Source organism: Erythrobacter sp. A6_0 (assembly GCF_017744235.1).
Classification (GTDB): domain Bacteria; phylum Pseudomonadota; class Alphaproteobacteria; order Sphingomonadales; family Sphingomonadaceae; genus Qipengyuania.
The window spans coordinates 380,771-394,437 of the sequence record NZ_JAGHQR010000003.1 but is presented as its reverse complement, the minus strand read 5'-3'; the positions used below and the strand labels follow the sequence as shown (position 1 = coordinate 394,437).

The window sequence follows — 13,667 nt, the reverse complement described above, 5'->3', positions numbered from 1 at the left end:
GCGTGGTTCGCCTTTTCGCTAAGGCTTAGCGAATGGATGCCTTGGTCGCCGCCTTTGGTGACTTTTACCGCTGTTACCCTGCTACTTTTTCCGATCATCTTCTTCGCGACCGGCGCATATCGCCACATCTTCCGGTTTGCCGGATCCGGCACCATTCTCCAATTGGCGCATGCGGTCGGCATTCTCGCCATCCCACTGATCCTGATTTTCACCTTCTTCCAGTTCGACGGAATTCCGCGAACTATCGCGATCCTGTTTCCAATCCTGTTTTTTCTCCTGACCGCGATCTCACGGATCATGGCGCGATATGTATTAGTCGAGCTTTTCGGAGCGAATGGTGGGATCGAGGTCAAGCGGTGCCTGATCTACGGGGCCGGGGCATCCGGACAGCAGTTGGCTTCCTCCATCAGGCACGATCCGGGCTTCTCTCTGATCGCCTATGCCGACGACGACATTCGTTTGGACCGGCAGCGTCTCGACGGCCTGACCGTCCATCATTCGGAGCGGCTGGCCGCGCTGATCGAACGTCATGCCATCGACACAATCTTTCTCGCCATGCCATCCATCTCTCGGGAACGGCGCAAGGAGATTATCGGGACACTCACCGGGCTGGACGTCAGCGTTCAATTGTTGCCGAGCGTGGCCGACCTCGTCGATGGAAAGGTGTCGGTTTCGGACCTGCGCGAGATCCGGATCGAAGACTTGCTTGGACGGACCTCGGTAGCGCCCAACGACTTGCTGCTGAGCCGCACCATTCGAGACAAGACGGTCCTCGTAACCGGAGCCGGAGGCTCGATCGGGAGCGAATTGTGCCGCCAGATAGTCCGTGCGCATCCCAAGCGACTGATCCTCGCCGAAGTAAGCGAACACAATCTGTATCTGATCGAGCGCGAGATGACCGGGTTTGCCGGTCTCGATGGGGTATCGGGACCCGAAATCGTCCCGCAGCTCATCAACATGGCCGACCGCCCCCAGGTCGATCGGCTCTTTTCGCGCTGGCGCCCAGACACCGTATTTCACGCCGCAGCTTACAAGCACGTGCCACTGGTGGAAGCCAATGTCGTCAGCGGACTTCGCAACAATATCGATGGCACACTCAATGCAGGGCTTGCCGCAAAAGCCAATGGCGTCTCGCATTTCGTCCTGATCAGTACCGATAAGGCCGTACGCCCCACCAACGTCATGGGTGCGTCCAAGCGAGTGTGCGAACTCGTCCTTCAGGCGCTTGCCAAAACACCGGACGAGACGCGTTTCGCAATGGTGCGCTTTGGCAATGTGCTCGGATCGAGCGGTTCCGTCGTGCCGCAATTCGAGCGCCAGATCCGTGCCGGTGGGCCTGTCACGCTCACCCATCGCGACATAACCCGCTTCTTCATGACCATTCCGGAAGCGGCGCAGCTCGTCATCCAGGCTGGCGCGATGGCGGAAGGCGGCGAAGTCTTCCTGCTCGATATGGGTGCACCGATCCGCATCTACGATCTGGCGCGTAGCATGATCGAATTGTCGGGCCGTACGGTGCGAGACGAGATCAATCCCGACGGCGACATCGAGATCGTGGAGATCGGGCTGCGCCCCGGGGAGAAGCTTTACGAAGAATTGCTGATCGACAGCGAAAGCCGCCCCACGCGTCATCCGCGTATCATGCATGCGCACGAATACAGCCTGGAAGAAAGCGAGCTGATGCCTATGCTCGACAGGCTGCATGCCTGTTTTCTGGATGGCGACCGGGAGACCGCGCTCTCGATCCTGCGCCGCCTAGTTCCCGAATACGTCTCGGAATCCGGGCTCAATACGGCACAAATCCCGGCGAGTTGAACAAGGCTAGTAGCCCGTCCAGCCGACAAGCCACCGTTAAACTAGCTCGGCCAAATCCCTCGCGTATCGTAAATCGAGGCCTCTGCGCGTTCCTCGGCGGGGATAGCCTTGAAGACGTCGTGATCCACCAGCACGATGAGCACGCCGCATTCTTCCAGCGCGTCATCTATGTCGACCAGGCTGGCACCGCTGCCGTCGAATTCCTTGGGTAATTCGGCGGCATAGGGTTCCACGATCTGGATGCGCTCGCCGTATTCGCGCGCCAGGTTCGCAGCCACGAAACGCGCCGGGCTTTCGCGGAAATCGTCGATATTGGCTTTGAAAGCGAGGCCCAGGCACCCGATCTTTGCTTTCGGATGCTCGGCGATGAGCGCCCTTGCCCGGTCGAGCACGTGGTGCATCTTGGCATCGTTCGTCTCGCGCGCCTGGCGAATCAGCTTGGCTTCTTCGGGAGCTCCGTGGACGATGAACCATGGATCGACCGCGATGCAGTGGCCGCCCACGCCCGGCCCCGGCTGAAGGATGTTCACGCGCGGGTGGCGATTGGCGAGGCGGATCACTTCCCACACGTCGAGCCCCTGCCGGTCCGCGATCATCGAGAGTTCGTTGGCAAAGGCGATATTGACATCGCGGAAGGCGTTTTCGACCAGCTTGGTCATTTCCGCGCTGCGCGCATCGGTGACCACGCATTCGCCCTTCACGAAACGCTTGTAGAAAGCGAGCGCCTTGCGCGCACACCGCGGCGTAATCCCGCCGATCGAGCGATCATTATGCGTCAGTTCTTCGAGAATCCTGCCGGGCAGGACACGTTCGGGGCAATAGGCGATCGAGACGTCAGGCGTTCCCTCGCAGCGTCCGGGCAAAGCCAGATCGGGCCGCACCTGCGCAATCGCTTCCACCATTTCTTCGGTCGTGCCGACCGGCGAGGTCGATTCCAGAATGACCGTATCGCCCTTCTTCAGGACGCGCGCCAGCTTGCGCGTGGCATCCATCACATAGCTCGTATCCGGCGTGTGTGCTCCGTCCTTGGCGAAGGGTGTCGGCACGGCGACCACGAATACATCAGCCTCCGCCACCTCGGTCGAGGCTTTGAGCATACCGCGCTGGACCACGGCTTGAACCAGACCGTCGAGATCGACTTCCTCGATATGAATCTCGCCGCGATTGATCGTGTCGACCACGCTTTGCGTCACGTCGACGCCATGGACGGGACAGCCTGCCCGCGCGATGATTGCCGCCGTGGGCAGGCCGATATAGCCCAGCCCGATTACACACACAGTCGGTTTGGAATCGCCGCGCATTGTTGAAAGTCCCGTCTCGTTTGTGCTGCCCCTAGCCGGGGGCGGGTAAACATTGCAGTAACCGCAGCGATTTTTCATAGCGAGGCCGGATCGGCTCGAAGGGCGCGAATATGACGGTTCTGGTTACTGGGGCGGCGGGTTTCATCGGATCGGCGGTTGCCGAAACGCTCTGCGCGCGCGGAGAAAGCGTCATCGGGATCGACTCGTTCAACGCCTATTACTCGCCGAAGCTTAAGCGTGACCGGATCGCGCGGGTCGAGAATGCGGCGGGCGGGAATTTCGCCTCCATCGAAGGCGATTTCGCCGATGCGGCCGCGCTGGAACGCCAACTGGGCGGGCAGGAGTTCGACAGGATCGTCCATCTCGGCGCGCAGGCGGGCGTGCGCTATTCACTCGAAAATCCGCGTGCCTATGTCGAGGCGAATGTGGTGGGGCATTTGAACCTCCTCGAAATCGCGCGCCATCGCGAAATCGGGCATATGGTCTATGCCAGCTCCAGCTCGGTCTATGGCGGCAACGACAAGGTGCCCTTCAGCGTCGAGGACCGCGTCGATCATCCTTATTCGCTCTATGCCGCAACCAAGAAGGCGGACGAGCTAATGAGCGAGACCTACGCGCATCTCTACCGTATCCCACTGACCGGGCTGCGATTCTTTACAGTCTATGGTCCATGGGGGCGCCCGGACATGATGCCGTGGCTATTCACCGATGCGATCCTGTCGGGCCGCCCGATCAAGGTGTTCAACGAAGGGCAAATGCGGCGCGACTTCACTTTTATCGACGATATCGTCTCGGGCGTTCTCGCCTGCCTCTATTCACCTCCCGCAGACGATGGCGCCATCAAGCCGGGCGGCAGCGCGGCCCCCCACGCGCTCTATAATATCGGCAACAACCGGCCCGAACAGCTGATGGATGTCATCGCTATCATCGAGGAGGCATGCGGGCGCAAGGCAGAGCTTGAAATGCTCCCCATGCAGCCGGGGGACGTTCCGCAGACCTACGCCGATATCGATCCGATCCGCGACGATCTCGGCTTCGAGCCGACGGTATCGGCAGCCGAAGGCTTCCCGCGTTTCGTAGACTGGTTCAAGCGCTACCACGCGCTGGATTGAGACGCGCGTCTAGCCCGCCAGAAGGTCGGAGATTCGGTCTGAAGACTTGCCGTCGCCGAACGGATTGTGCGCGCGGGCCATCGCGGCGTAAGCGGCTTCGTCGTCGAGCAGACGAACCGTCTCTGCCACGATGCGATCGGGATCGGTCCCGACAAGCAGGGCGGTGCCCGCCTCGACACCCTCGGGCCGCTCGGTCGTCTCGCGCATGACCAGCACGGGCTTGCCGAGCGCGGGCGCTTCTTCCTGTACGCCGCCGCTGTCGCTGAGCATCAGATAGGATATGTCGAGCAGCCGCGCGAAATGGGGATAGTCGAGCGGTTCGATCAGAGCGACATTGTCGAGCCCGGAAAGCTCTGCATTCATGACTTCGCGCACATTCGGGTTGAGGTGGACCGGGAAGATCACCGCTACATCGGGCCGCGCCGCAATCCGCTTCACCGCGTCTGCAATCCCGCGCATCCCTTCGCCGAAATTTTCCCGCCGATGGCTGGTCATGCCGATGATCCGCTTGCCAGCGAAGCGCCGCTCCAGCTCTGCGAGGCCCGAGGCAAGATCGGGCTCGCGCTCGATACGCTGCGTCACCCAGTGAAGCGCGTCGATTACGGTGTTGCCGGTGACATGCACGCTCTCCGGATCGACATTCTCACGCCGAAGCGCCGCCGCCGCCGTCTCGGTCGGCGCGCAATGCAAGGCGGCGAAACTGCCGACGACCTTGCGATTGACCTCTTCGGGCCAGGGGTGGTGGATATCGCCCGAACGCAGACCCGCCTCGACATGGCAGACCGGGATCTGGCGGTAATAGGCTGCAAGCGCGCCTGCCATAACGGTTGTGGTATCGCCTTGCACAACCACCCAGTCGGGCTTTTCCGTATCGAGAACGCGGCCGATCCCGGTCAGGGCGCGCGCGGTCAATTCGTCGAGCGTCTGGCCCGGCGTCATCAGGTCGAGATCGTGATCGGGCGCGATATCCGCGATCGCGAGCACCTGATCCAGCATGCCGCGATGTTGCGCGGAAATGCAGGTTCGCGAGACGAAGCGATCGTCACGCTCCAGCGCATGGATCAGGGGAAAAAGCTTGATGGCTTCGGGCCGCGTGCCGAAGACCGAGAGGATTTTGCGCGCCATGGCCGGTGCCTATAGCGCGCAAAGGTTAAAAGCCGGAGCGGATCTCAGCGCGGTCGCAATCGCCCGCTCATTACTGCGGATCGCGCGCCGGAACCTGCGCCCCGAGCGGTTGCGCCGATTCGCTGTCATCGTCGAACAGCGTATCCTTGGACGGCGTGGCCGGCGGGCCGCGATCGGCGCCGTCGAGCGTTGGAAGCGAGGTATCGGCGGCAGTCGTCTCCGGCACCTCGGCATCGCGTTCCTGCTGCAGACGCTCCATATACGCATCCTCGATCGCTTCGACCCGCTCCTGCTCCGCAGCGGCATCCTCGTCGATCGTGGCGAGGCGCTCCTGACGCGCGGCTTCGATCAATTGAGCAAAACGCACGGTCGATCCGCTGGCGCGGTCGGCATAGGCAGCTTCGATCATCGCCTGGGTACAGCCGGTTTCCGAGCCCGCTCCGGCGGCGGAGCAGGACAGAGTCCCGAAATCGCCGACGATATCGAGCCGTTCGACGCGCGAAGCCCAGGACTTGTTCGCGGGGTTGTCGCTGTAACGGAGCGTTTCAGGAATGCGGAATCGGTCCGCTTCGGGAAGGCGTGCGACGACGACGATCTCGTTGGCGACAGGCTCCGGCGCGGCATCGTCTCCATAGACGATGACCATGTTGACCTTGTCGCCCGCCTCGTCCTGCGCGGCGGCGGGGATCGCGGTCAGCGCGGCGGTGGCGGCCAGCAGGGATGCGGTAAGGCGGCGGATCATGAGAGTCGTCTCCGAAATCAGGTTCGCTCCGGTAGAGACGCGGAGCGGTGAACTGTGAATGAAGCGCGCGAAGGGGCGGCGCGGTTCCGGCCTCAGACGCGCTCGGAAATCTTGATCGCCGCGCGGCAACCCAGGCGGATCAGTCCGGACAGCACCGGATAGGCGGGCGCGCGTTCCGCCCCGGCGGCCAGCGCCGCATCGCGATGTTCGCGCTCGTCTTCGCGGAATTCCTCGATCATCGCGCTCAATTCCGGTTCGTCACCGGTTTCCGCAAGGCGATCGAGCTGCTGGGAATAATGCCGGTCGATCTCTTCCTCGACTGCAGCGGTGCAGGCCATCGCGGCCTCCGGACCGAGCAGCGCAGTGCCCGCGCCGAGCGCATAACCTGCGATCGACCAGAAGGGTTGGAGCGCGGTCGGCCGTACGCCGCGTTCGGCCATCATGGCATCGAAACGCGCGCGATGCCCTTCTTCCTGTTCAGCCATTCCGGCGATCTCTGCCGAGTGGGGCCCGCGATTGCCCATCACGGCGAGCTGGCCCTTGTAGATGCGCGTCGCGCCGAATTCCCCGGCCTGATCGACGCGGATCATCCGTTCGATTTCGGGGCGCAACGGCTTGGGGTTCGAATTATCGCGAGACATTGGGTCGGCTCCTTACGAGCAGAGAAAGGATCGCGAGCGCACTCGCGGTGGAGACGAGGAAATTCCATCCGGCGAGCGAGATCCCGAACAGGTCCCAAGGCGCCTCGTCGCAGCGTATCATCGGCGCGTTCATGATCGCATCGAGTGCGCTGGTGCCCTCGCTCGCCACGATTGTGGCGCAGCCGGTGATGCCCTCCCACCAGCCATATTCGACGCCGGCATGGAACAGTCCGATCAGGCCCGACACCAGAATGGCGAGCGCTGCAAGCCCGGTAAAAAGCACTCGCAACGGCACTGCAAACGACAGGAGCGCCAGTCCGACGGCAGCGAAATGCGGCCAGCGCTGCCACCAGCACATTTCGCACGGATGCAGTCCGAAAACGAATTCGGAAATATAGGCCCCACCCAGCAACAGCGCCGGAATCGCCAGCGCCAACAATTGGGCCAGCTTCACCCGGCCGGGCACGGGGCGGACCGGCGCTGTCGAGATCGGCGCCACAGCTTTAATTTCGCTTCGCTGCAGATTTGCGCGAAGCACTCGCCATGGCGTTGGGGCTCGCCCGGCGCAGCGTGTCGACGGCATAATGGAGCTGGAAATCCTCGATCCCCTGCTCCTTCAACTCCTCCGCCGTGAGCTTGAAGCGCGGATCGTCTCGCTTGTCGGTTTCGAGCGCGGAATCCTCCAGCCCCAATTCGTTCACCAGGTGCCCGCGCAAATCCGATTCGCGCATGATGAAGCGCGAACGCTGCGCCAGATCGGGATCGGAGAGCTGCGGCACGGCGATGTCCGGCTTGATCCCGCCTTCCTGCACCGAATGTCCCGAGGGGGTATAATAGCGTGCCGTCGTCAGTTTGAGCGCGGCGTCGCTGCCGAGCGGGAGAAGCGACTGGACGCTGCCCTTGCCGAAGCTGCGATCGCCCATGACGACCGCGCGGCGATGATCCTGCAGGGCCCCGGCCACGATTTCGGACGCGGAGGCCGAACCCGCATCGATCAGGACCACGATCGGAATCCCTTCGGCAATGTCGCCACGGAACACGGTTTCGGCGTTGTAGACGATATTCTCGCCGCGGATGCGCCCGCGTTGCGACACGATCCGGCCATCGTCGAGGAACAGGTCCGACAGCGCTACCGCCTCGTCCAGCGAACCGCCGGGATTGGAGCGCATGTCGAGCACCAGGCCGTTCAACCGCCCGCTGGCCTCCTGCTGCAACGCTTCCCATGATGCCAGCACATCGGCGCCGACATCGCGTGAGAATTCGTTGACCATGATGTGGCCGATATTCCCGTCCATCAATTCGTGCGTCACCGGCTCCAGCTCGATCACGCCGCGCGTCACGGTAACGTCGAAGGGTTCGTCGCGACCGGGACGGAACACGGTCAGCCGGATCGCAGTGCCCGCAGGCCCGCGCATCTGCGCCACCGCATCGTCCAGCTCGCCGCCATAGATCAGCTTGCCGTCCAAATGCGTGATGAAATCGCCCGCCTTGATCCCGGCTTTGTCCGCCGGGCTGCCGCGGAAGGGCGAGATGATCTTGACCGCCCCGTCCTCCATGATCACCGACAGGCCGAGGCCCGAATAATTGCCGTCGATCATGGTTTCGAGCCGGTCCAGATCGGACCCGTCGAGATAGGCCGAATGCGGATCGAGCGCCGCCAGCATCCCGTCGATCATGCCGTCGATCAGCGTCTGATCATCGACTTCCTCGACATAGCTTGCCTTGATCCGCTGATAGACCGCGAAAACCTTGGAAAATTCCGGTCCCGCGCGCCCTTCGACCTGGGCGAGGCCCGCCGTCGTGGCAGGAATTAGCGCAAGCGCGGTCACGAGCGCGGCGCTGCGGGCGAGTTCGGCGAATTTCATCTGGGCGCGGTCCAATCCTGTTTGCTGACCGTATTATCGCTTCCGGGCCATGAACACCAGATTAGGATCGCCACGCGGTCCGGCCCGTCCGCTCGCCGGTTCAGTCGATGTAGTCGAGCGGATTGACCGGATCGCCGCCGCGCCGCAATTCGAGCGTAACCGTGGGATTTCCGTTCTCTGCCATGCCGACCGGCGATCCGACGACCACATCCTGCCCCACACGCGCCACCAGATCGCCGAGCCCGGTGACGAGGCTGGTCCAGCCATTGGCATGTTCGATGATGACGATCCGTCCATAGCCGCGATAGGCGCCGGCGAAGACCACCCGGCCCGCACCCGGTGCCACGACCTGCGCCCCGGCGCGTGGGACCAGGGACAGGCCGGTCGCGCGGACGCCCCCCTCGCCCTGCGCGCCGAAGGCTGCGGCCAATTGCCCGTCGACCGGCAGGCGATAATCGGATGGCGGCGCGGTGGCGGACGGCGTCGGCGTCGGCGGAGTAGCGCCCGCCTGATCACTCACGCGCGCTCTCGCAGATCCCGGCTCGGAAGGCCGCAAGACCGGTCCGGGCAAGGCCGCCAGCCGTTCGCGCAGCGATCCGACCGCTTCGAGCCGTTCCACCAGCCCATCGAGATCGCGCGCCTGTTCGCCCAGAGCCAGCGCGCGCAATTCCTCGCGATCGGCGGCCCCGCGGGCACGCCGGGCGGCAAGGCGTTCGCGCTGGGCCATGGCGACCAGTTCGGTGCGCCGTTCGGTCAGGCGGCGCTCGGCCCCGCGCCGACCGGCAAGGGCCTGGCGCGCCTCGTTCTGCAATTCCAATGACCGGTCGAGCTCCGCGCGCAGATCGACCGTGCTTTCGCGCACGAGCGGCACCGTGCTGTCGAGCACCGCGCCGAGATAGACGGTATCGCGCAGGGATCCCGGTGCCAGAACGCTGAACGACAGCGGGCGCCGCACCAGCGTCTGCAAGGCGCCGGTCAGCCGGACGATCGGTTCGCGCCGCTCGGCAAGCCGCAGGTCGATCCGGCGCCTTTCGGACTGGACCAGAGCGAGCTTCGCTTCCGCCACCCCGATCGCGGCTTCGGCCTGCTGGACCCGCGCGGCGAGCGCTGCGGCCTCGGCCTGCGCCTTGGCGGAAGCCTCGCTGGCGCTTGCCGCGCGCGCCTCGAAGCGAGCGGCCCGGTTCTGCGCCTGCGCGCCGCGCCGCTGCGCCCTGTCGAGCGCGCGCTGCGCCTCGGGCGCATCGGAAAAGCGCACGTCGAGCGCGGCCTGCGCCGTGATCGGGCTCGACACGATGGCCGTGCCGATCAGTCCGGCGAGACCGAAAACGGTAACGGCAAAGGCGAGCCCCGGGCGCATCATGACGCCAGATGCCGCAATCTACGTTCGGATGATAGGGGCTCAGTCGCGATGATAGGGATGACCGGCGACGATGGTGGTCGCGCGGTATAATTGTTCGGCCAGCATGGCGCGCGCCAGCAGATGCGGCCAGGTGGCCTTGCCGAAAGCGAGCAGCAGGTCGGCGTCCTGGCGCTCCTCACGCGAATGCCCGTCCGCCGCGCCCAGGACGAAGCGCGCTTCCCGCACGCCCTCGTCCCGCCAGCGTTCGAGAATGGCGGCGAATTCGCGCGAGGTCAGATCCCTGCCGCGCTCGTCGAGGAGGACGGTGCGATGGGGACTTGCCGGATCGGAAACCTTGCCCCCCGTCTCAGGCAGTTCGGTGAATTTGACCGGCCAGGCGATCCGCTTCTCGTAGCGCGCGACCAGCTCCGCCTCGGGCGAACGCGCGATCTTTCCGCGAGCGATGACGTGAAGGAGCATGGAGAACCCTTGTTTGCGCAGCCGCCTCCGCGGCTGCGATATCCTCGCGCCTCACGGCGCTGCGGGCGGCCGGTCGGCCTTGCGGACCCTATCGGGTCTGACCTCCGCGACCAAGTCAGCGCTATGGGCAGGGAACGGTCTGCGACCAGCGGACCGCGAGGGCACGCGCCCGCCCCGCAGGTGCCCGACCGAAGGGAGGAGCAGCACCGAGGAGGTCCGCGCGGAGGCGCGGACACAAACGTTACGCCATTCCGGCTACGGGCGGCGCGTCGCCGAAGGCCCACATGCGTTCGAGATTATAGAAGCTGCGCACTTCGGGCCGGAACAGGTGCACCACCACGTCGCCCGCATCGAGCAGCACCCAGTCGGCGGCAGGCAGGCCTTCCAGCTTCACAGGACCGAACCCGGCCTGCTTGACCTTTTCGGCCAGCTTGTTGGCGATCGCGGCCACCTGACGCGTCGAGCGGCCCGAAGCGATCACCATGTGATCGGCGATCGAGCTTTTGCCTTCGAGGTCGATCGTGACGATATCCTGCGCCTGATCGTCGTCGAGATGGTCGAGAACGAGCGCCAGCAGCGAATCGGTTTCGCTGCCGCTCATCGGGGGTGCCTTGGTGCGGGCTTCGCTCGCGGAAGAAGTGTGGGCTTGGGGCATAAAGGAATGGTGTGCTCCTCGAAGGATGGAAAGGCGCGCGTCATGGGCTTCATGAGTCCGCGCGCGATGCGTGTGCGGGAATGGGGCGATGTGTCAGGCGGTCGCGCAATCGGTCGTATCCGGCGGTGTCTGCCATGCGGGCCGCCCAATCGGGATCGGCGCGGCGAATGGCCGTTGCCGAGCGATGGTCGGGATCGAAACGCAGGATTACCAGTGCCGGAGCGCTCCATCGGGCCCTGTTCGCGAAACCGGCGGCGGGTGTGCGGTAGCGCCGCAGCCAGGCCATCGCGGGGCTCGCGAAGGCGGACGCATCATAACCCGGACGCGCGATGACCGCAATCGGCATCGTCCGCGCGATTTCGCGCCAGTCGCGCCAGCGGTGGAACTGGGCGAGATTGTCGGACCCCATTAGCCAGACGAATTCGCGCGTGGGATAGCGCCGCGCCAGCTTTTTCAGCGTATCCACCGTGTAGCGCGTGCCCAATTCGCGCTCGATCGCCGTAGGCCAGATCGGTGCGCGGCGAGATTGCCTCAGCGCCGAGGCATAGCGCGCGGCAAGCGGTGCCATCCCCTCTTTTGGCTTCAGGGGATTGCCGGGAGAGACCAGCCACCACACCTCGTCGAGACCGAGCGCGCGCGCCGCGAACAAAGAGACGCGGCGGTGCCCGCCATGAGCCGGATTGAAGCTGCCGCCCAAGAGACCGATACGGGGCAGACCGGCGACGAGTGGAGAGTTCGGAACCATCGGACGGATCGTATCACCTGCCCCGATCGCTGTCAGGAGACGATAGGCAGGGCCTGACACAACGCAAAATTCGCGATTCGTTCCCGATTTTTTGCCAATTTTTTCGGGAACCAAAACGCTTCATCCCGCGAACCCGTCGATTCGGCCATTTTCCGGGTCGTGGATTCGCATTCCGGCGGATCGCTCGCTAGGCACCCCGACGGATCGTATAAGACAACACAGGATGGGGTCGCTTTGAAAAAGAACGATACCGCTCGCGGTTGGACGCAGCGCATGCGCGCCTGGTTTCCGGAACGCGAGTTTTTCATGCGCTCGGACGGCAAGGTCCGCTTCGTCACCGTTTCATCGCGCTTGCAGATCGGCGCCGCCGCGCTGATCGGTGCCGCCGTCATCGGCATGACCGGCAGCATGGGAGCAATGGCCTACGCGCAATACGAAGCTTCGGCCGAACGCGCCGCTTTGATGACGCGCGCCGCGAAGGTCGCCGATTCGGAAGAGCGGCTCGCGACCTATCGCGACGATATCGACACGGTCGCCGAAGACCTTCAGCGCCGCCAGGACTTCATCGAAGACATGGTCGCCGCGCTGCCGGAAGACGTGAAAGTCTCCGATCTCCACACCGAGGACGGCCAGGCCGATGGCAAGGACACCGCCGAAACGCAGGCGATGGTCGGCAAGGTCAGCGCCGCCATCCCTGAAGCCGCCGCCCTCGCCCGGATCGAAGCGCGTCAGCTCGCCTTCGTCGATGGAATGACGCGTTTTGCAGATGCCCGGGCGGAACGCGCCGAAGCGGCGCTGCGCGAACTCGGCCTCAACCCCGCCACCGTGCTGCGCCAAGCCGAACGCGAGGCGATGGGTGGTCCCTTGGAGAAATTCGTCAGCGCCTCGGGCGGTCCGATCGATCCGCGCTTCGAACGCCTTGGCCTCTCGCTGGCCCGCATGGGCGCGCTGGAACTGACGCTTGATTCGGTCCCGCAGGTCATGCCCGCTTCCGTCGTGCGCATGTCGTCCGGCTTCGGCTTTCGCCGCGATCCCTTCACCGGCGGCGGTGCAATGCATAGCGGCCTCGATTTCGCCGGCCCCATCGGCACGCCGATCCAGGCCGCTGCCAATGGCCGGGTCAGCTTCGTCGGCGTGAAGTCGGGTTACGGCAAGGTGGTCGAAATCGATCACGGCAACGGCCTGATCACGCGCTATGCCCACCTGTCCGCCTTCAACGTCAAGCGCGGCGCCGAAATTCGCTCCGGCGAGCGCATCGCCGCCATGGGCAGCACCGGGCGTTCGACCGGATCGCACCTGCATTTCGAGGTTCGCCTGAACGGGCGCGCCGTCAATCCCCGCACCTTTCTGGAGAGAGCCCCCGATGTTCTCGAAAAAGCCCGCAGCGACGCTCCGAGCGCGCAGCAATAACGAGAGAGCCATGACCCCCCGCAACGGCAATTCCACCTTCTCGGTGCTCGGCACGGATATTTCCGTGAAGGGCGATATCACGGCTTCGGCCGATCTTCACGTCGACGGCAATGTCGAAGGCGACATCGCCTGTTCCGCACTGGTCCAAGGCGAAGGCAGCACGATCAATGGCGGCGTGACGGCGGAAACCGCGCGTCTGGCGGGCCGCGTGACCGGTTCGATCACGGCGCGCGATCTCACCATTCTCAAGACCGCCCGCATCGACGGCGACGTACATTACGACGCGCTGACCATCGAACAGGGCGCGCAGGTCGAAGGCCGTTTCGCTCCGCGTGGCGAGACCAAATCCGCCAAGCCCGCCGCAGGCTCCAAGGCCGACGAGCCGAAGCTGGCTGTCGCCAACTGAGCCGATTCATGCGGGTGGAGACGATCTCCAC

Annotated in this window: 14 protein-coding genes; 4 read left to right on the top strand and 10 right to left on the bottom strand. The window is 64.3% G+C overall.

Annotated elements, in window-relative coordinates; genetic code table 11:
* Positions 1-57 precede the first annotated feature (57 nt).
* Positions 58-1,815 (top strand): nucleoside-diphosphate sugar epimerase/dehydratase, encoded by a 1,758-nt coding sequence (locus J7347_RS10760; protein ID WP_348521610.1) that lies wholly within the window; start codon positions 58-60, stop codon positions 1,813-1,815.
* A 41-nt stretch (positions 1,816-1,856) separates the two neighbouring features.
* Here J7347_RS10760 and wecC read toward each other — a convergent pair whose 3' ends face one another.
* A complete protein-coding gene (gene wecC, locus J7347_RS10755; RefSeq protein WP_209162021.1) occupies positions 1,857-3,116 on the bottom strand; it encodes a UDP-N-acetyl-D-mannosamine dehydrogenase in 1,260 nt (419 codons plus the stop codon).
* Positions 3,117-3,226: 110 nt separating this feature from the next.
* Between wecC and J7347_RS10750 the strand changes: the two genes are divergently transcribed.
* Complete coding sequence (locus J7347_RS10750) at positions 3,227-4,228, top strand: GDP-mannose 4,6-dehydratase (RefSeq protein ID WP_209162020.1); 1,002 nt, start codon at positions 3,227-3,229, stop codon at positions 4,226-4,228.
* A gap of 9 nt (positions 4,229-4,237) precedes the next feature.
* Here J7347_RS10750 and wecB read toward each other — a convergent pair whose 3' ends face one another.
* The 9 genes from wecB to J7347_RS10705 all read right to left on the bottom strand — a co-directional run bounded on the left by wecB (position 4,238) and on the right by J7347_RS10705 (position 11,820).
* Positions 4,238-5,353 (bottom strand): UDP-N-acetylglucosamine 2-epimerase (non-hydrolyzing), encoded by a 1,116-nt coding sequence (gene wecB, locus J7347_RS10745; RefSeq protein ID WP_209162019.1) that lies wholly within the window; start codon positions 5,351-5,353, stop codon positions 4,238-4,240.
* A 70-nt stretch (positions 5,354-5,423) separates the two neighbouring features.
* Positions 5,424-6,095: a hypothetical protein gene (locus J7347_RS10740; RefSeq protein WP_245174005.1), complete on the bottom strand. Its 672-nt coding sequence runs from the start codon at positions 6,093-6,095 to the stop codon at positions 5,424-5,426.
* A gap of 92 nt (positions 6,096-6,187) precedes the next feature.
* Positions 6,188-6,736 carry a demethoxyubiquinone hydroxylase family protein gene (locus J7347_RS10735; RefSeq protein WP_209162018.1) on the bottom strand — a complete coding sequence of 183 codons (549 nt, stop codon included), beginning with the start codon at positions 6,734-6,736 and terminating at the stop codon, positions 6,188-6,190.
* Complete coding sequence (locus tag J7347_RS10730; RefSeq protein WP_348521608.1) at positions 6,723-7,235, bottom strand: disulfide bond formation protein B; 513 nt, start codon at positions 7,233-7,235, stop codon at positions 6,723-6,725. Before J7347_RS10730 ends, J7347_RS10735 begins: the two co-directional genes overlap by 14 nt.
* Positions 7,236-7,239: 4 nt before the next feature.
* Positions 7,240-8,601: a S41 family peptidase gene (locus J7347_RS10725; RefSeq protein ID WP_209162016.1), complete on the bottom strand. Its 1,362-nt coding sequence runs from the start codon at positions 8,599-8,601 to the stop codon at positions 7,240-7,242.
* Between the two features lie 100 nt (positions 8,602-8,701).
* Positions 8,702-9,961, bottom strand: coding sequence for a peptidoglycan DD-metalloendopeptidase family protein (locus J7347_RS10720; protein ID WP_245174004.1), 1,260 nt, complete (start codon positions 9,959-9,961; stop codon positions 8,702-8,704).
* Between the two features lie 39 nt (positions 9,962-10,000).
* Entirely contained in the window at positions 10,001-10,420 is a 420-nt protein-coding gene (locus tag J7347_RS10715) for a 23S rRNA (pseudouridine(1915)-N(3))-methyltransferase RlmH (protein ID WP_209162015.1), read from the bottom strand.
* Between the two features lie 241 nt (positions 10,421-10,661).
* Positions 10,662-11,021, bottom strand: a complete 360-nt coding sequence (gene rsfS, locus J7347_RS10710; protein ID WP_209162014.1) for a ribosome silencing factor — start codon at positions 11,019-11,021, stop codon at positions 10,662-10,664.
* A 103-nt stretch (positions 11,022-11,124) separates the two neighbouring features.
* A complete protein-coding gene (locus J7347_RS10705; protein ID WP_209162109.1) occupies positions 11,125-11,820 on the bottom strand; it encodes a nicotinate-nucleotide adenylyltransferase in 696 nt (231 codons plus the stop codon).
* Between the two features lie 273 nt (positions 11,821-12,093).
* Here J7347_RS10705 and J7347_RS10700 point away from each other — a divergent pair, with 273 nt between their 5' ends.
* Both J7347_RS10700 and J7347_RS10695 read left to right on the top strand, forming a co-directional pair.
* A complete protein-coding gene (locus J7347_RS10700) occupies positions 12,094-13,230 on the top strand; it encodes a M23 family metallopeptidase (protein ID WP_209162013.1) in 1,137 nt (378 codons plus the stop codon).
* Positions 13,231-13,240: 10 nt separating this feature from the next.
* Entirely contained in the window at positions 13,241-13,636 is a 396-nt protein-coding gene (locus J7347_RS10695; protein WP_082851550.1) for a polymer-forming cytoskeletal protein, read from the top strand.
* Positions 13,637-13,667: the final 31 nt, after the last annotated feature.